At 63.4% G+C, this 18096-nt stretch carries 15 protein-coding genes and 1 pseudogene; 8 read left to right on the forward strand and 8 right to left on the reverse strand.

Annotation, left to right across the window (positions count from 1 at the left end; translation table 11 throughout):
• Positions 1-35: 35 nt before the first annotated feature.
• A complete protein-coding gene (locus CGK93_RS22355) occupies positions 36-902 on the reverse strand; it encodes an IclR family transcriptional regulator (protein ID WP_089596816.1) in 867 nt (288 codons plus the stop codon).
• A gap of 71 nt (positions 903-973) precedes the next feature.
• On the opposite strand from CGK93_RS22355, the gene CGK93_RS22360 reads away from it, so the two are divergent.
• Complete coding sequence (locus tag CGK93_RS22360) at positions 974-1597, forward strand: hypothetical protein (RefSeq protein ID WP_089596818.1); 624 nt, start codon at positions 974-976, stop codon at positions 1595-1597.
• Positions 1598-1772: 175 nt separating this feature from the next.
• On the opposite strand, the gene CGK93_RS24325 is transcribed toward CGK93_RS22360, so the two are convergent.
• Positions 1773-2015, reverse strand: coding sequence for a hypothetical protein (locus CGK93_RS24325; protein ID WP_232481686.1), 243 nt, complete (start codon positions 2013-2015; stop codon positions 1773-1775).
• Between CGK93_RS24325 and CGK93_RS22365 the strand changes: the two are divergent.
• A pseudogene (locus CGK93_RS22365) lies at positions 2014-3623 on the forward strand (DUF222 domain-containing protein). The gene CGK93_RS24325 and the pseudogene CGK93_RS22365 overlap by 2 nt on opposite strands.
• A gap of 378 nt (positions 3624-4001) precedes the next feature.
• Here CGK93_RS22365 and CGK93_RS22370 read toward each other — a convergent pair.
• Positions 4002-5189, reverse strand: a complete 1188-nt coding sequence (locus tag CGK93_RS22370) for a 4-hydroxybenzoate 3-monooxygenase (RefSeq protein WP_089596819.1) — start codon at positions 5187-5189, stop codon at positions 4002-4004.
• A gap of 117 nt (positions 5190-5306) precedes the next feature.
• Positions 5307-6047 (reverse strand): IclR family transcriptional regulator, encoded by a 741-nt coding sequence (locus CGK93_RS22375; RefSeq protein WP_089597720.1) that lies wholly within the window; start codon positions 6045-6047, stop codon positions 5307-5309.
• Positions 6048-6274: 227 nt separating this feature from the next.
• On the opposite strand from CGK93_RS22375, the gene CGK93_RS22380 reads away from it, so the two are divergent.
• A complete protein-coding gene (locus tag CGK93_RS22380; RefSeq protein ID WP_232481460.1) occupies positions 6275-7573 on the forward strand; it encodes an MFS transporter in 1299 nt (432 codons plus the stop codon).
• Between the two features lie 7 nt (positions 7574-7580).
• Here the strand turns inward: CGK93_RS22380 and CGK93_RS22385 are convergent, their stop codons facing one another.
• Both CGK93_RS22385 and CGK93_RS22390 read right to left on the reverse strand, forming a co-directional pair.
• A complete protein-coding gene (locus tag CGK93_RS22385) occupies positions 7581-8036 on the reverse strand; it encodes an Hpt domain-containing protein (RefSeq protein ID WP_232481461.1) in 456 nt (151 codons plus the stop codon).
• Between the two features lie 455 nt (positions 8037-8491).
• Positions 8492-9100: a TasA family protein gene (locus tag CGK93_RS22390; RefSeq protein WP_232481462.1), complete on the reverse strand. Its 609-nt coding sequence runs from the start codon at positions 9098-9100 to the stop codon at positions 8492-8494.
• Positions 9101-9316: 216 nt separating this feature from the next.
• On the opposite strand from CGK93_RS22390, the gene CGK93_RS22395 reads away from it, so the two are divergent.
• Positions 9317-10072 carry a ZIP family metal transporter gene (locus CGK93_RS22395; RefSeq protein ID WP_089596824.1) on the forward strand — a complete coding sequence of 252 codons (756 nt, stop codon included), beginning with the start codon at positions 9317-9319 and terminating at the stop codon, positions 10070-10072.
• Positions 10073-10090: 18 nt separating this feature from the next.
• Here CGK93_RS22395 and CGK93_RS22400 read toward each other — a convergent pair whose 3' ends face one another.
• On the reverse strand, positions 10091-11236 hold the full coding sequence (locus tag CGK93_RS22400; protein ID WP_232481463.1) for a hypothetical protein: 1146 nt from the start codon (positions 11234-11236) through the stop codon (positions 10091-10093).
• A gap of 445 nt (positions 11237-11681) precedes the next feature.
• On the opposite strand from CGK93_RS22400, the gene CGK93_RS22405 reads away from it, so the two are divergent.
• The 3 genes from CGK93_RS22405 to cls are packed head-to-tail and all read left to right on the forward strand — an operon-like array spanning position 11682 to position 14641.
• Positions 11682-12059, forward strand: a complete 378-nt coding sequence (locus CGK93_RS22405) for an SHOCT domain-containing protein (protein ID WP_089596826.1) — start codon at positions 11682-11684, stop codon at positions 12057-12059.
• 44 nt (positions 12060-12103) lie between these two features.
• A complete protein-coding gene (locus CGK93_RS22410; RefSeq protein ID WP_089597723.1) occupies positions 12104-13168 on the forward strand; it encodes an AI-2E family transporter in 1065 nt (354 codons plus the stop codon).
• Positions 13169-13174: 6 nt separating this feature from the next.
• The gene (gene cls, locus CGK93_RS22415) at positions 13175-14641 is read left to right on the forward strand and encodes a cardiolipin synthase (protein ID WP_089596828.1); all 1467 of its coding nucleotides are present in this window, start codon (positions 13175-13177) and stop codon (positions 14639-14641) included.
• A gap of 15 nt (positions 14642-14656) precedes the next feature.
• Here cls and CGK93_RS22420 read toward each other — a convergent pair whose 3' ends face one another.
• Positions 14657-15253: a DedA family protein gene (locus CGK93_RS22420; protein WP_232481464.1), complete on the reverse strand. Its 597-nt coding sequence runs from the start codon at positions 15251-15253 to the stop codon at positions 14657-14659.
• 128 nt (positions 15254-15381) lie between these two features.
• Between CGK93_RS22420 and CGK93_RS22425 the strand changes: the two genes are divergently transcribed.
• Complete coding sequence (locus tag CGK93_RS22425) at positions 15382-18018, forward strand: LuxR C-terminal-related transcriptional regulator (RefSeq protein ID WP_089596830.1); 2637 nt, start codon at positions 15382-15384, stop codon at positions 18016-18018.
• Positions 18019-18096: the final 78 nt, after the last annotated feature.

The following is an 18096-nucleotide window of genomic DNA, read 5'->3' on the forward strand; positions in this document are numbered from 1 at the left end:
CGGGTCCGGTTCTTCCCTGCGCGGATCAACGGGCGCTAGATCCAGGCCCTTTCGAATCCCGGCGGCAGGCAACTGGTGAGCTCCGGCTGGAACTTCTGCAGCAACGCAACGAGGGATTGGATGCGCTCGGGATTCATGTGGACACTGGGGGCTGAGACTGAGACGGCGGCAGCCATGGCCCCGCTCAAGTCAGGTATCCCGATGGCAAGGCACGTGATTCCGAGTTCGTTCTCTTGGTCATCCATGGCATAGCCGTGGTGCTTGGCCTCATGCAGCGCAGCCAGGAATTCTTCGGCCGTCCTGATGGAAAGCGGCGTTGGCGTGATGGTGTGGTTGAAGGCCTTGATTGCCTCGGCGTCGCTTTTCTCGGCCAGCAGCACTTTGCCCAGCGCCGGGGTCTGGGCCTTCCGGCGAACGCCCGGATAGGAGGTCATCTCGAAACCTCGGTGGCCACGGGCCTTGGCCAGATAGACCACTTCATCGCCGGACAGTATCCCCAGATGGGTCGCGTCCTGGGTGATGCGGGCAATATCGGCCAAGACTTGCTGCACGACCCCCGGCAAATCGATGCTGGTTTGTGCTTGCGTGCCCAACTCCAGGAGCTTCACACCCAGGTGGTAGCTCCGGTCCTCCGACTGGCTCAGATACTTGGCTCCCACCAAGGAGGTCAGCATGCGGTGGGTGGCCGATCGGCTGAGTCCTGCGGCTTTGGTGATGTCCTCCAGCCGGTGATTGCCGGCCGCTACGCAGTCAATCAGGCTGAGTCCGCGTTCGAGTGTCCGGGCTCCGGCGGTGGTGGCTTCCATGTCTCCGATTCTCCCACGGAACAGCCACCCGTCCCTATATGCGGGAAGCCTCAGGCGCGCGGGAAGCCTCAGGCGGGCGAGCAATTTAGTAAGCATCCTTGCTTTCTAGTTGGAAGTGGTGTTTTGCTTGGTTTACCAAAGTTCAGGCAACCGGATCAGGAGCTGACATGGTTGATGGATATGACTCGGGATCAAGCACTCCCAAAGCCCGCAGGGACGACGTCGTCCGGGCGGAAAAGGACCGTTTTGGCGGCATCAAGTGGGGCTCGGCTTTCTTTGGCTGGCTAACGGCCATCGGGATGACCGTCCTTCTCAGTGCCCTGGCTACGGCTATCGGGGTGGGCGTAGGAGCGGCCAACCCGTCCGGCGCTGAACAGGCAGCGGATCAGGCCCGGCAGAACGCAGAAACCCTGGGGATCGTCGGTGGAATCGTGCTGGCAGTCGTCCTGTTCCTGGCCTATTACTGTGGCGGCTACGTTGCCGGCCGGATGGCCCGCTTCGATGGTGCGAAGCAAGGACTCGCTGTTTGGCTGTGGGGCATTATTGTGGCGATCCTCGTGGCGATCCTCGCGGCAGTGGCAGGTAACCAGTTCAACATCCTCGACGACCTCAACGGCGCACCCCAGATTCCCCTCGACGGAAGCCTGATGACCGCCAGCGGCATCATCGGCCTCGTCATCGCCTTGATCGTCCCCCTTCTAGGCGCCATCCTCGGCGGAAAGGCCGGCATGCGTTTCCACCGGAAGGTGGACCAAGCGGGGATCGACCACCAAACCGGAGTCGCCGGATAAGCGCCTCCTAAACGCTGGCCTGCAGCTATTGCATGAGCCTCCGACGGGAGTTTTCCACATAGCGCAGACGAGGGCTTATAGCTGTCCAGCCATCGTGACAGGCTTGATTTATGGATGGCATAGGGCAGATCGTGGCGCGGCGGGCAGGTTCGTCCGGCGCCGGTGACATGCCCCCTCACATGTCGTCCTTCTCTCTGGACTTGCCTCCAGGAACCGCTGTCCGCACTTGCCCGACGCCGGTAATCGCCGAAGCTGCTACCTCCCGGAACGCTGGGCTGCTCCCGGGGCTCGAACCGTTGTCCATACCCGGGGCATCTGTGCCTGAGGCACTGCGGGAGGCGTCTCGGTCCGCGGGCTCGGAATCCGCGCCACGGGAAGTGCGGGGCTCGTTGTCCGCAGAGCCACGATGGTCTGACATGCCCGCATTGGAAGCGGCGTTACGTGAGGGTGCGGCCGCAGCCGACGCATTGCGATCGATAGCCGTCGGCGAGGCCCGGCTGTTTGGGTTTTATGAGGCTGCTGACTTTGCCGGCAAGGTCGAGGAGATCGCCCGGTCGGTGGAGTACTTGCAGGTGGTCGCGGCCCGAGCTGTGGAACGGACCCGGACGGAAGCACTAACGGCCGGTCCGGGGTCCTCGGCAGCAACGCCGGAATGGCGGACCGGTTGGACGGAACCGGTGCCAGGAACCGACACCGTGGCAGTTTCCGATGGTGAAGCATGCTCCACACCTCCCGCGGGTGGAGATGGTTCCGTGCCGGGAACAGGACCAGCACGGTGGGCTTCGGCCGCCAAAGCCAGCGTTCTGGATGACGGGTACCAGAACGCGGCGCAGTTCCTGCGGGCACGGTTGCGGATCAGCATCGGCGAGGCCAAGCGCAGGCTCGCCCTCGCCCCCGACGTCCTCCCCCAGACAGGGATCGCCGGGCAGGAGATCCCGGCCCGCCGCGAAATACTCGCCCAAGCGGTTGGGTCCGCGCTGGTGCCCTCCCGCTCGGCGACCATCATCAGCGCCGCCCTGGACAAAGTCCGGCACCTCACCGACGAGGACACCCTCACCCGGATGGAACACGCCCTCACCACCACCGCGGTCGAAACCGACCCGGACTTCGTCACCAAAATAGCCAAACGCTGGATCGACGTCATCGACCACGACGGCCCCGAACCCACCGAAGAAATCCTCCGCCAACTCCAAGGCGTGTTCCTCCGCCGCCGACGCCGCCACGGACTCCACCACCTCGAAATCTTCGCCACCGACGAACAATACGAAATCCTCACCACCGCCATGAACGTCGCCACCAGCCCACGCCTCACCACCACCGGAACCGCAGCCGATACCGATACCGATGCCGATACCGATCAGACGGGCCCCGCCGGCCCGGACCTGGACCGGCGCAGCCGCCCACAGAAACTCCTCAACGGCCTCACCAGCGCCTGCAGCCTCGCCATGCGCACAGGAAAACTACCCTCCAACGGCGGCCTCCCAGCCCAACTCACCGTCACCATCGGCTACCAAGAACTCCTCGAACAAGTCCACAACCACCAACAACACAACCAACACAGCACCGGCACTGGCACTGGCACCGGCACCGGCACTGCGACCTTCAGCGGACCGATGCACCCGAACACCATCCGCAAAATCGCCTGCGACGCCGAGATCATCCCCGTCCTGCTCGGCAGCGACTCCCGCGTCCTGGACATCGGCCGCACCACCCGGACCTTCCCACCCCACATCCGCAAAGCCATCACCGCCCGCGACGGCGGCTGCGCCTTCCCCGACTGCACCATGCCCGCACCCTGGTGCGAAGCACACCACACCACCTACTGGTCCCACGGCGGCACCACCTCAACAGACAACGGCACCCTGCTCTGCAGCCACCACCACCACCTCATCCACAAAGAACAATGGCGCATCGACATGAAAACCGGCGTCCCCTGGTTCATCCCCCACCCCACATCGACCCAACCCAAACACCCCGACGCAACCACCACCACACACCCCACAAAGACACACCCCACAGGACATAGGAGGCGCGGGTCCAACGTGGGGGAGAGTCCATGAGCCCGATCTTGCTGCGGGGGCGATATGCGGGGGCCGATATGCAGATAAGCCGCGATGCGTCTGGCGCCAAATGCCGAGCACCAGCGCGCCGGGCACTAACGCTGCCCACGCAACCCCTCCCACGCAACCCCTGGGCACGACAGCCGGCCGGATGGCGCCCGCGCCGGCCGGATAGCGTCGGCGTCGGCCGGAGTGCATGGAGACCAATCGCCAAGCGAGAGAATACTGTTCCGTGACGACAGAGGGCACTTAACGTTAGAAGCGCCCGACCGCAGCCCATCGCCTAAGGAAATGAGCCGCCGTCGAGCGCTTGCTGAACCGGTTCGCCCAGCAAACCCGCGGGCTTAGCGCGAGGCCGGCCAGCCCGTGTAGGACTCTGCGAGGTATGCCTTCGCGTGCTCGGAAGTGACCACCGAGTGCAGTTCACCGAGTTGTCGGGCGCGGTCGAAGTCATCGGCACCCGGCACCGTGTGCAGCATGGACGTCATCCAGTACGAGAAGTGCTGGGCCTTCCACACGCGGTCCAAGGCACGGTCGCTGTACGAATCCAACAGCGCTGTGGATCCCTTGGAGTAGAAGGAGTCGAGGCCCTCAAAGAGCATTTTGACGTCATGGATGGCCAGGTTGAGGCCCTTGGCTCCCGTTGGTGGAACAGTGTGCGCCGCATCGCCGGCCAGGAAGAGGTTGCCGTGGCGCATGGGGGCGTGGACGAAGCTGCGGAACGGCAGGACCATCTTCTCCAGGACGGGCCCTTCCTTGAGCTCAAACCCGTTGCCATTGACGCGCTTGCGGAATTCGTTCCAGATGCGTTCGTCATCCCAGTCGGACACATTTTCCTTGGGATCGCACTGGAAATACATACGCTGCACGGTTTCGGTGCGCTGGCTGATCAGGGCGAATCCGTTCTCGGAGTTGGCATAGATCAGTTCGTCGGCGCTGCGCGGGGCTTCGGCGAGGATCCCGAACCATGCGAAAGGGTACTCGTGGAAGTACCACTTGCGGTTGGCCTCGGGGATCTGGAAGCGGCAATGGCTGCGGGATCCGTCAGCGCCCACCAGGAAGTCGGCCTGGATTTCGAATTCCTGGCCATCGGCGTCCGTGAACCACACCTTAGGCTTGCCTTCGAGGTCGTGAACCGTGGTGTCCGTGACGCTGTACCGGACGTCACCGCCGTCGGCCTCCCGCTTCGCGGCGAGGTCCATGAAAACGTCAGTCTGCGGGTAAAGCCATACGGATTCGCCGACGAGTTCCTTGAAATTGATGCGGTGGCTCTCGCCATTGAACCGCAACTCGATGCCATCGTGCCGGTCGCCTTCGCGAAGGACCCGGTCCGAAACGCCGGAATCCACCAACAAGTTCACAGTGCCGTGCTCAAGTATGCCGGCGCGAACCGTCTCCTGGATGTCCTGGCGGCTGCGGATCTCCACCACTACGGACTCAATGCCCTGTTTGGCCAGCAAATGGGAGAGCATGAGGCCTGCGGGGCCTGCGCCCATAATGGCCACTTGGGTGGTGATGGGTGTGCGTGCCATGGTTGTTCCTCGCTTCGTTGCGGATCCCGGCTTGCTCGGAAGCGGGATGAATTTGGAATCAGTGTGGCCCGCAACGAGTGATTGCCGTTACAGCAATTCCGTTCAACGGAAGATCAATCAATCGCCGAGTTGGCGTCCGATGCCGCGGGCCGCCGTTTGGAGCGCGGGTACCAGCGCCTGCAGCCTCATCTCAGCCAGCGGGACCACGACACCCAGTGCCGCCACGGTCCGACGCTTGCCATTCATCACAGGAACGGCAATGCCCCACGTGTCAGGATCCACAACACCCGCGAGTTGCGCGTACCCCTGCTGGGCCGCTTCGGCCAGGAAATGACGCACGACGTCGGCAGTCACCTTCCCGGAAGGATCCTCGAATTGTTCGAGGTACTCCGCCTGCAGTTCTCGTGACTGGTGGGACATCAGGGCCAGCCCTGCCGAGGAGATGTGGACAGGCATCCTTCCGGCAATCCTGGCCCGGTTGGCCACTGATCCCCTCCGCGAAAGCCGCTCCACGAAGAGCGCTTCCCACCCATCCAACACGGCAAGGTTCACGTTCTGGTTCAGGACCTGCTGGATATCCTCCATGAAGGGCATGGCAGCTTGGCGGAGGGCCAAGGTGGGCGAATTGCGGTTGACGAGTTCCCACAAACGCAGGCCCAGGCGTACAGTCCCGCCAGCACCGAGATCCAGCAACCCGTGCCCCGAGAGTTGGCGGACCAATCGATGCGCAGAGGAAAGCGGAAGCCCGGCCCGGTCAGCCAACTCGGTCAACTGCAGCGAGGTCACCCCCTCCGGAAAGGCCTCTATCACCCGCACTACGCGGTCAACCACGGAATCTCCTGATGCTGAGTTGGCCACGATTCGCTCCTTTGCGTGTCGGTCGATTGCTTGTTGGTCGGTTGCTTGCGGTCCGCGGGGACTGGCTTGGAAGGGGGTGACGTCCATACCACCGAGACACCTTCCATTCAATGGTAGAACGTGTGCCACGCAACATCGGACGGTGATACAACTCTCATGACCTACCGAACGTTCTTTGGCCGTGAAACAACCAGCCAAGGCAACAACAACGAAGTACCGAGGACGCTATGCCAACGATGTCATCTGCCCGCCGCTCCCAATGGCCTGTCTGGCTTTGCTGGTTGGCGATGGTGCTGGACGGCTTCGACCTCGTGGTTCTCGGAACCGTCATCCCCACACTCATCAAGACCGGTGAGCTGGGCTTCGACGCGGTCGGAGCAACCTTCGCTGCCACCATCTCCTTGGTTGGCGTTGGTCTGGGGGCGCTCTTCATCGCGCCGCTGTCGGACAAGTTTGGTCGTAGGAAACTCCTGATCGCCTGCGTGGCAGGCTTCTCGCTGTTCACCATCGGCATTGCCTTCGCCCCGAACGTTGCGGTCTTCTCATTGCTCCGCCTGCTGGCCGGTCTCGGCTTGGGGGCCTGCCTTCCGGCGGCGTTGGCATATATGAACGACTACGCCCCGGCAGGGTCAGCCGGAAAATCCACCACCCGGACGATGACCGGGTACCACGTGGGGGCTGTAGCCACGGCTCTGCTGGCCATTTTCATAGTTCCCGACTGGCGGCTCATGTTCATCATCGGTGGCGTGGCTGGGCTGGTACTGCTGCCATTCCTGTGGGCCAAGTTGCCCGAGTCCCTCCCGGAAGCAGCTCCTGCCGAGGCGGGCGAGTCCAAGACGGGCGAACCTAAGGCGGGCGGGACCGCGAAGGCGGCAACCGCCGTCGAACATTCCGCCGGTACCAAAGCAAAGACCGGATTCCGCGACCTCCTGCAGAAGCCCTATCCTCTGGTTGCGGTTGGTATTGGCATTGCGTCCTTCATGGGGCTGCTGCTGGTCTACGGGCTGAACACGTGGCTACCGCAATTGATGGCCGCCGCCGGATATCCCGTGAGCACCGGGCTGACGCTGTTGTTGGTCCTGAATGTGGGCGCCGTGGCGGGGCTGTTCGTCGCCGGAATCCTTGCCGATAAGCATGGGACCAAGAAGATCGTGCTGCTGTGGTTCGGATTGTCGGCGGTGCTGCTGGCCATCCTCAGCGTCAAGATCCAGAACGAGTTCCTGCTCAACGCGGCCGTCTTCGTGACGGGAGTCTTCGTCTTCAGCTCCCAGGTGCTGGTGTATGCCTGGGTCAGCCAACTCTTCCCGGCCAGGCTTCGCGGAACCGCTCTGGGCTTCGCTGCCGGGGTTGGCAGGTTGGGCGCGATCGTTGGTCCTGCGGTGACCGGAACCCTGGTGGCCGCGAATATCGCCTACCCTGCAGGCTTCTACGTCTTTGCAGCTGCCGGTCTCTTGGCCGTTGCCGCGCTGTTCCTGGTGCCGCATGAGGTCAAGGCCGACGACACCTCCGTGCCGTCCCGCCACTAGCCCAGCTTCACCACCGGGGACTTACCGCACAGGATTCAATGCCCCCTTGACGCAGGGACTCGTGCGCTTTCACGAGCAGCTGCGGACCTGCCGCGGAGCAGCGGTCCGTGGAGTTCTGCAGCGCGGGGAGTGCCAGGACCGCTGAGTCGAAATGGTGCTCCCGGATCATGGCTTCAATGGCCCGGCACTGGTTCTCCGTCTCCACGGCCCCCACCATGGCGGAGGAAATCCTGAGGCTCAAGACCGCGTCCATACTGGCATCGGCATCGTGCAGGCAAAGGCCAGTGGAGATTCTGAGGATCCTGCCGGGCAGCATGGACAGGTATGTGGAGAGGAACCTGATGGCCGGCGCAGAGTCGTCCAACTCCTCAGCCAATGCCTGCAGCTTGCACGAATCCAGGACAGATTCCGATGGTGTCCGGTGTGGTTCAGCATGACTTGTCACTGCCCGCAAGTCACTCACTACGTGCTGCTTGGGGTTCTGCGGCGCCGGTGGCGATGATCCGGGTGATCAGCTGGGTTTCCACCCGCTGGTCTTCAACCGGGATGCCGTAAGTGATGACGTTGCCTGCCTTGATGTCCGTGATGGGGGTGCTGTTGATGGTGCTCAGTGTCCTGGCGTTCCTTCCGGGTGTTGATCGGCTTTGATCGGCTTCTGCGGGGAGCCTGCATCAGAGTCTGCGTGGCCCGGCTCAGGTCTTGCCGAAAACTGGCTCAAGAACATGGCGTGCTCATGGCTGCGGCGCTCATGACTACGGCTTGTCCAGAAATATGGCTGACCAGGAAAATACCGGCGGACCTGATCGGGCAGGGGGCGCCCGACCAGGCCCGGCGGGGCTTGATGGTGTTTCTGTTGCGGCAGTCGCAGCTGGCTGCCCGATGTGACAGCCAGCTGACCGTTGAGGGTCAGCGGGGGTGCTACTTGGTGGTTTCGGTGCGTTGGGTGCCGGTGAAGGAGAAGGCGATGGTGGAGGTGGCGCCTTGGAAGTCGTTGTTCGCGGTGGTGGGGAATGCGGTGGTGACTTTGAGGTTGTCGGTCTTGGCCGAGGTCACGGAGGTGAGGTTGGTGAGGGCCTTGTTGGCGGTGATGACCGGGGCGGAGGCCAGGACGGTGGTCTTGGTTCCGGTGCAGTTGTAGGGGGCTGCGGTGCCGGTCCAGGCCACGGAGCAGTTTTCGATGGTCAGCTGCAGGCCGTTGGTGGCGTCCGTGGTGAGCAGGGACCCGGTGGCCCCGGCGGAGGTGGTGAGGGTCACGTTGTTCAGGTCCGAGTTTCCGGTGTTGGCCAGGGTGACGAGCTTTTCGACCTTGTCTCCGGGGAGCAGTCCTGCGATGGGGACGTTGAGGGTGTTGGCCGGGCCGGGGGCGCCCAGGGCGATGGTGACCGTGCCTGCGGTGACAGCCTGCGACGCGGAGGTCGACGAGGTGAACGCACCGTAGGTTCCCATGCCGGCGACGGCGGCTGCGGTGCCGACCAGTGCGACGGAGGCGAGGATTTTGCCGGAGGTGGTCTTGAGGCTGATGGCCATCTGAGTATGGTCCTTTCGGGAGGCCACCGCGGGTCCGGCCGGCCGTTTCTTCCAGCCTCTCTGGCTGACAAGAACTACTGTGCCGGGGCTGGATCAAGAACAAATCCTGCAAACCCGCAACACTTCCTCAGGAAAACCTCAAGACTCACCACAGTCCCACCAACCCCATATGAAACACTCATGGGGCACGTGAAAGGCCAAGGAAAGGGCACAAGGATGCCGATGTGGTTGCAGGCCCTGATGTGGGGAACGCTGGCAGGCGGAGCCCTGGTCCTCGGCGCGGGCATTGCCTGGCTGTGGAAAGTCCCGCCCAAGGTTGTTTCCACGGTGATGGCCTTCGGCGCCGGCGTCCTGATCTCAGCCCTTGCCTTCGAACTGGTGGACGAAGCCGTCCAAGGCGGCGGCTTGATCCCCACCATCTTGGGCTTCCTCCTCGGTGCATTGATTTTTGTGGGCTCGAACGTTCTGCTGGCTCGCGCCGGCGCCAAGCATCGGAAACGCTCCACCGGACCCCAGCCCTCCGAAAAGGACAGCCCCGGCAGTGGAACGGCCATCGCCGTGGGTGCGCTGATCGACGGCATTCCCGAATCGGTGGTGCTCGGCGTCGGCCTCCTTGCCGGCGGGGCAGTGAGTCCTGCCATGCTGGCCGCCGTCTTCATCTCCAATGTTCCCGAGGGCTTGTCCAGCACAGCCGGCATGAAGAAGGCCGGGCGCAGCCCCGCTTACGTCTTTGGCACGTGGACCGGCATTGCCGTGTTCAGCGGACTCGCGGCGCTCATCGGCTACACAGCCTTGGAGAATGCCCCCGGGACTGTCATCGCGTTCATCACTGCGATCGCCGCCGGCGGAATTCTGGCCATGCTTGCGGACACCATGATTCCCGAGGCTTTCGAAGAGCACCATAACCTCACGGGGCTGACGGCCACCGTCGGGTTCCTGAGTGCCTTCACGATCCATCACGTCGGCGGCTGACGTGAAGGCCAAAAGGAGCTAGTGCGGCAGCAGCCCCAGCAACGGCAAGGCGGCCGCCGTCGACACTGCCATGGCCGCCGTGTTGCCGATCACCGGGTGAAATCCGGCGGGCAGTCGAGCGGAAACCAGGCGGGCAAGGGGCGGCGCCAGGACTGCTCCCAGCACGGCACCGCCCACCATCGCGGACCACGAGCCTCCGTAGGCCAGGACGGCGGCAGGAGCCACGGACACCACGGACGCGTACGTGGCCGCCCACCCGCCGTCGCGGTACCAGCGCTGCCAGAGGACGACGCCGATTGCCGAGGTCAGCGCCTGGGCGAACAGTATGTGGGGCAGCAGGTTGGTTCCGTACGACGGCAACGCCGGGTTGAGCACGAACGCCCCCGCGACGGCCAGCATCACGCCGATACCGGCGAGTTCGTTGGCGAAGAAGTGGGTTTCGGTGAAGTCCTTGAGGACGCGGCGCGCAGCCCACGCGGCGTCGTGGCGGAAACTACGGTGAACGCTCGACGGCGGCCGGTGCGGTTCCGGCGGTCGGCCGGGCTCCGGCGGTCGGACCGGCTCCTGCAGTGCCAGCCACGGCAACCGCCGCGCCACCATGAACGCCAGCACAGAGCCAACGGACATCGCGAGGACGTTTGCCACCACCACGGGCAGGCCGAGCGGCGTCGATACGGCCGGAATGAACAGCAAAGCCAGGGGCGTCGTGGTGGCTGCTCCCAGAAAGGCACCGGTGACACAGGTCTTCCAGCCGGCCCCGTAGAGGAGGACCATGGCGGGAGCGACGCACACAAAAGGCACGAACGTGGGCTGCCACCCGTCGTCGAGCATCCACCCGAAAGCCAGGTTGGACAGGAGCAAACTCAGCGACGCCGACGCCAGCACCCACGGCCAGAGACCGGTCCCGTAGGTGAGCGACCCCGCCCAGGTCCTCCCCCGTCGCCCGGCCCACCACGCCAGGGCGGCCCCTGCCAGCAGGCCGATCGCAGCGAGATCCGATGCCCAGAACAACGGCTCGGTCATGTCGCTCAGGAACCAGCGCAAGGCCGCCATCGGTGAGTCGGCGGTGGCTTCCGGCCAGCCTGTGTACACCGGACCAATCCGCGGAGAGTGTTGCGCGAGCAAGTGCAGGAGCAGCGCGAAGACCCCGACGATAGCCGCCATGCTTAACGCCCCCAAGGCGACCGCTGCCGCACGGTGATGGGGCGCTTGCTCCGGTTCTCGCGCGACCTTTGGTTTGGATGGGAGCTCAGTTGCCGGAGGAGTTGGGAAAGAGTGCGTCATTGAAACCCTAAGGCGTGCGGTGGTGCGTGGCTTTGAGCAGCGTAACCGACCCCTTGACGCCACCTGCAACGGCCACGTTATGGGGAATTTGTGACCGGCGCGAGCACCCAGCCCAGCCAGCCCAGCCAGCCCAGCCACCGAGTCTCACAATCTCCGCTCACCCTTAGTGGGTGATCTTTCTGTCCAATCGCTGCCGATCCAGCGCGGGCGGGCGCCGGCGGGTCCGGGCGAATCGAGAATGGTGTTGTGGTCCCGCCGGGGAACGGGTCCCTTGCCGGATGACGACGGCCCTGCCCCGGGCCGAACGAACGATGGGAAAGACACCATGAACTTTTTGGAATCGTTGTGGAGCATCATTGTCGCTTTCTTCTTCATTGCCTATTTGATCCTCCTCTTTCAGATCATTTCCGATCTTCTCCGCGACAAAGCCCTGGGTGGTGGTGTAAAAGCCCTGTGGATTCTGTGCCTGTTCGTGGCACCGTTTATCTCGGCCCTGATCTACGTCATCATGCGTGGGAAAGGAATGGCGCTTCGCAGCGAAATACGCGTCCGTGAATCGGTGGAGGAAGCTGAGAATTACATCAGGGAGGTTGCCGGAGGACCCACGCCCACCCAGCAAATCGAGTCAGCCAAAGCACTGCTTGCCGCTGGTGACATTACCGAGGCGGAGTACGCTCGCCTGAAGGAGCTCGCTTTGGCCTGATTGGGGCGATGGCCCGCCATCCATATACCGCCGAAAGGGACCGCATGACGCGATTGAAGGCCTTCCCACTGCTGGAAGGCGGGCCTTTCCGATTTGGTCTGATAACGGCACTGGGTGTTCTGGTTGCCTTGGCCCTGGGCTCGGCGGTCATTACGTTGCGGTATTCGCTGACGTTGATCTTCGCGGCCCTGTTCATTTCCTTGGGCCTGTATCCGTTGGTGCGCTGGCTGGAACGCTGGAAACTCTCGCGTGGCGGCGCCGTACTCGCGGTGGCGGTTGGCTTCCTGGTGGTGGTGGCCCTTTTGATCCGCTTCGTGGTCCCCATCCTGGTGGAGGAAGGCGCCGCACTGGTCCGGTTGCTTCCATCCAGCTTTGACGCAGTGGGTGAGCAAGAGTGGTTCCGGGACGTCAACGGTTCACTGGGCGGAGCCTTGACTCCATTGCTGGAATGGCTGGAAACCTCGGCGGCGGATCCCAATGTCTGGCTGGCAATTGGCGGCGGAGCGGTCCAGGTGGGCTACAACGTGGTGAACGGGACCTTCGCCGTGGTCTTCGTGGTAGTCCTGACCCTCTATTTCGTCGCCGGGCACGAGGTCATGAAATCCAGCCTTTATGCACTGGTGCCGGCATCCCGCAGGGAATCATTCGCGGATATCTCCGAAACAATCATTGCCTCCGTAGGTAAATACCTGAGCGGCATGTCGGTCCTGGCTCTTTTCAATGCGATTTTCACCTTTATTCTCCTTTCCGTGGCCGGAGTCAGATATGCAGCCGTACTCGCCGTCCTGGCATTCCCCATTACCCTCATCCCGCTGGTGGGCAGTGCGATCAGCACCGCCATTATGACCGTGGTTTCACTTTTCACGTCTCCTTCAACGGCGATTGTTGTTTTCCTCGTCATGCTGGCCTACATGCAGGTTGAGGCCTACGTCCTGACGCCGCGCGTGGTGGGTAAAGCGATCAGCATCCCGGGCTCTTTGGTGCTGATCGGCGCGATGGTGGGCGGTACGCTGCTGGGCCTGCTGGGAGCGCTGATCGCCTGCCCCACCACGGCTTCCATCCTGCTGATCATCAAAAAAGTGGTCATCCCACAGCAGAACGCCAAGTAGCGCGGCATGCAAGGACTACCGCACGACGCCGATACCGTCGCCTTGATCTTGTTGGCGCTCCACATCGTGCTCGGATCAATCGCCGCGGTGATGGTCTCGGCAAACCGGAAACCGTCGTCCGCCATTGCCTGGGTGCTGGCGATCATCTTCATTCCCTACCTGGGCACAGTGGCGTTCCTGCTGGTGGGCCGTGGCAAACTCCCCCGGGCCCGGCGCGACAAGCAACGCGCCGTCAACGAGTTGATGCTTGGACGCACGCCTGGTCTCTCAGCAGTCAGCCACAGTGACGACTGGCCCGCCTGGCTGCGTTCCGCCGTCGAACTTAACCTCAGGCTCGGCGCGCTGCCCATGGTGGGCGGCAACCGTGCCGAATTGCTGGAGGACTACAAGGGTTGCTTTGACCGCATGATCGCGGACATGGATACCGCTGAAGAGTATGTCCATGTGGAGTTCTACATTTTGGCACTGGACCCCACGACATCTCCATTCTTCGATGCCATGGCCAGGGCCTGCCGACGCGGTGTGGCGGTCAGGGTGCTCTTCGATCACCTGGCAGCAGTAGGCGACCCCAAATACAAGGACATGCTGCGGGCTTTTGATGGTATGGGCGCCGAGTGGCATGCGATGCTTCCCTTGCGCCCCTTCAAGGGCCAATGGCAGCGTCCGGACCTGCGCAACCACCGGAAACTGGTGGTGGTGGACGGAAGGGTGGGCTACACGGGCTCCCAAAACCTGATCGATGCCTCCTACAACAAGAAGCGGAATATCAGGCGCGGCCTCCAATGGCATGAACTGATGGTGCGTTTGGAGGGGCCTGCAGTGCGGGAACTCAACGCCGTCTTCGTCACCGACTGGTACAGCGAATCCGAGACCCTGCTGCCGTTGGACACTTCACCGGTAATCCTGGGGTCGGAGCCGGAACTGATCGACGCCCAGGTCCTGCCCAGCGGTCCCAGCTTTGATAACGACAACAACCTCAAGCTCTACACCACCCTGATCTACAAGGCCGAGCACCGCGTCAGCATCACCAGCCCCTACTTTGTTCCTGACGAAGCCATCCAATTGGCCATCGTCACCGCAGCATCACGGGGTTTGAGCGTAGAGCTCTTTGTCTCGGAAGTGGGCGACCAGGCCACGGTCTACCACGCCCAGCGTTCCTACTATGAAGTCCTGCTGCGGGCCGGTGTCCGCATCTACCTTTACCGGGCTCCGCAGGTCCTGCACGCCAAGCACTTCACCATTGACCACGATGTAGCCGTTATCGGCTCAAGCAATATGGATGTCCGCTCGTTCAGCCTCAACATGGAAGTCTCGGTGTTGGTCCACGGCCGATCCATCGTGGACCGGATGCGGGCAGTGGAGGACAGCTACCGCGCGGCGAGCACGGAGTTGTTGCTGGAGGACTGGTTGCGGCGGCCGGTGGGTGAGGTGGCTCTGGACAATTTGGCCAGGCTGACATCGTCGTTGCAATAGCACGCCCGGGTTAAGTCAGTCGTCCAGCTGCAAATACCACGTCACTGCGGCGCTGATTCCCCTGCCCAACAGCAGCGAGAACGCAATGGCGACGACAACGGCGAACTCTGTGGAAAGCCCCGGCAAAAGCCCGGAAAGGGCGCCAATGCCCACAGAGTAGGCGGACCACAGGATGCCCGCTGCGACGGAATAGAGGACAAACCTGCCACGCGGCACCGGGGTGATGGCGCTGGCTACGTTCATGGTCAGCCGTCCGAGCGGGACAAACCGGGACGTCAGGACCCACGAGGCGGAGTGCTTTGATAGACGTTCCCGGGAGGCATGCAGGGCCTTCTGCGTCCGGGGGCCCTGGAGGATCTTCCAGTTGGCCATGTCCCGGCGCCGGACCAATTCATACGCACCGAGGTCACCGGCAACCGCTCCGGCCAGCATCGCGGCAACCAACAGGTATCCGTTAGGGAGGTTGTCGGTGGCGGACAGGGCCCCCAAAGCCACAAACAAGGATGTAGTGGGAATGGGTGGAAAGACTGCCGACAACCCCACGAACACGGCCCCGAGCGGGTAGACCCAGCCGGAATCCGCAGCGCTCATGATGTCCCTGAAAGCCTGCACGGTGAAACCCCCTTCCGGGCTTCGCCCAAGCGTCTCACGGCGGACAACACAATCCTTACGCTCGGAGGCCGCCGCGCGGATCGCCCGTACTGGGTGAATCCTCGAAGTCCCGCCCCTACACTGAAGGAGTGGACGACCTCAGTGGTACACGCCCGGACCTCTTGAGCCCCCAACTGATGGCGGTCTCCAAGCCGCCCTTGGACCTGCTGGCTCGGCCCCGGCTTGTGGCAAAACTGGATGCCACACCTGACGCCGTCCTCCTCTGCGCCCCCGCCGGGTTCGGCAAATCGGTGGTCCTCGGCCAATGGCTTGCAGGCCGGATGTACAACGTGGCGTGGGTGAGCCCGGACCAGCAGGACGAACCGGCCCTATGGCCCTCAGTGCTTCAGGCGCTCCGGCAGTGCCCAGCCGTACCGGACGGTGCCTTGTGTCAATTTTCGGGAACCGAAACGAATGCCCACGACGTCCTGAATCACTTGGCGGAGCAGTTGACCGCCGCCGAAGGCACCATCCGTCTGGTCATCGACGGCGTTGAGGGCTTCCCGACAGCAGACCGCGATCGCTGGATTCCGGCGCTGTTGAACCAAGTGAACCTGCCCGTCCAACTTGTCTTGGCCACCAGGGACAGCACTGCCGTTGACCCGGGACGGGCCCGGCTCAGCGGGCGAATCCTGGAACTGCATTCACGTGATCTTGCTTTCTCCCTGGACGAGATCAACTCACTTGCGGCCAAGTCCATCACGCTGCTGGGTACGCATCAACTGGGCGAGCTGTTCCGTCAAACCGGGGGCTGGCCCGCTTGTGTGGTGCTTGCCTTGCGTTCGCTGCGCCACGCCGCGGACGTCGAAACGTCCGTGGGCGACATCGCAGCCAACAACCGCCACCTCGCAGAGTATCTGGACCATGAAATTCTCCGTGCGCTCACCCTGGACGAGAGGCACGTGCTCTCCAGTACCAGCGTGTGCCGTGTCCTGGTGGCCGCCCAAGCCAACGCCCTCGCAGGCCACCGGAACGCCGGGAACGACCTCGCCATGCTGGCGGACCACCGCGATCTGGTGGAAGCTGCAGGGAGTGGCCGGAAGGTCTTCCTGGTCCGGCCCCCGATCAGGGCCTACCTCCGGGCGGAACTTGCCCGGAAGGAGCCGGACGAATTGCTCCGTCTCCACCGGATCGCCGCACGCTGGCATGAGCAGGCAGGAGAACACGAGGCCGCCATCCGGCACGCCATGGACTCAGCTGACAGTCAGTTGATCGGCGCAATCCTCGAACGGCACGGAGCAACCCTCCTGGGATCAGGCGGAGTCACGCGGGTCCGGAGGGCCATCGCGGAGCTGCCGGATTCCGTCCTGGCGGCGAGTCCCAAGCTCTGCCTGGTTGCGGCACTGGCCCATGTGGAGAGCCGTCAGCCCACCACCGCTGCCCGTTACCTGGCCGCCGCAAGTCGTTTGTGGACAGAAAACACGCCCTCCGACCTCTCAGAACTCCGCGCCCTGGCAGAAGCCCGCCTTTCCTGGTTCAGCGGAGACTGGGAGAACCAGGACCCCAGAGCCACCTCCGATTTGGCAGCCCTTCCCTTGTCACGGCAGAGCGACATCCGGATCGAAGCAAGGATGGTTTCGGTCACCGCGGCCGTGGTCGAGCAGCACTACGGGGCCGCCGAAAACGAGGCCCAGGAGGCACTGCTCGAGGCCATCGAAGCGGGTAACGGCTACCTTGCCGGAAAGGTGTACCTCAAGCTTGCCGGCATCTCCTCAATGCAAGGCCACATCCGCCGTGCCGGTGAATACCTTCGGCAGGCAGAGGAGAAGCTTCCGGCCTATGCGTGGACAGCGGGAGCCGGCCGATCGGTGGGTGCCCTCATGCATGCCGCGGCAGCTCTTCTCGGCGCCGAACCTGCAGCAGCCCTGAAATTCGCCGCCACGGCAAGTGCGGAACTGGGACAACTGGGGTCCTCTTCCAAAGGAGTGGGAGCCGCAATGCGCGCCACAGTGGAACTGGTCACTGCGTGCGCCCACCTGGATTCAGGGGATAGGCGGCACTCCCTGGATGGCATGCGGCAAGCCAGGTTGAGGATTGGCCAGGACCATCTGTTCGCCCAGCCCATGGCGGCCTTCGTCGCAGTAATGGAACATACCGCTGCGCTGTCCTTGGGTCATGCAGAGCGTGCCCGCGAAGTCCTGGAGTGGGCCGAGGAGATCATCCCCGGGACGGGCGAATTGTGCTTGCTGCGAGCGCAAGGCCCTGCGGGGATCAGTCGCTTCGACGCCGCAACCGAGCGTCTCCGGCCACTGCACGCAGGCGCTGCTGCACCCCTGCTGGAATGGACGTGGCTCCACGTGAACGTCCTGGAGTGCTCCATTGCCATCCGCACGGGGCGGCGGACACTGGCCGGCAAACTCCTGGAAGATGCGCTGGGCAGGGCCGACGATTTAGGGGTTGTCAGGCCTTTGGCCATCGCTCCCCAGGAGGTCCTGGATCTGTTGGTGGAACGGGCTGGTATCAATGGGCCCCATGACGAACTCGCCAAGCGGTTGCTGGCCCTGAGGCCTCCCGCTCATTCCCGTCTCGCGCCTTTGTTGACGCCCCGCGAGCGGGAGGTCCTCACCCTGCTCCCCTCACACCTGTCGCAGGAACAGATAGCGTCAGAGCTTCACTTGTCCGTGAATACGGTGAAAACCCACCTGCGGATCATCTATTCCAAGCTCGGCGCCGGGACTCGCCATGATGCCGTGTCTGCGGCGTACAAGTTCGGGCACCTGCCGTAGGCCGTGACCTCGGCGGATGCCCATCACTCACCCGATTGGGGTGACCCTGCGGTTGTAACCCGGATCTAGTCTGAAAGA

It is taken from the genome of Arthrobacter sp. YN (genome assembly GCF_002224285.1).
Lineage (GTDB): Bacteria > Actinomycetota > Actinomycetes > Actinomycetales > Micrococcaceae > Arthrobacter.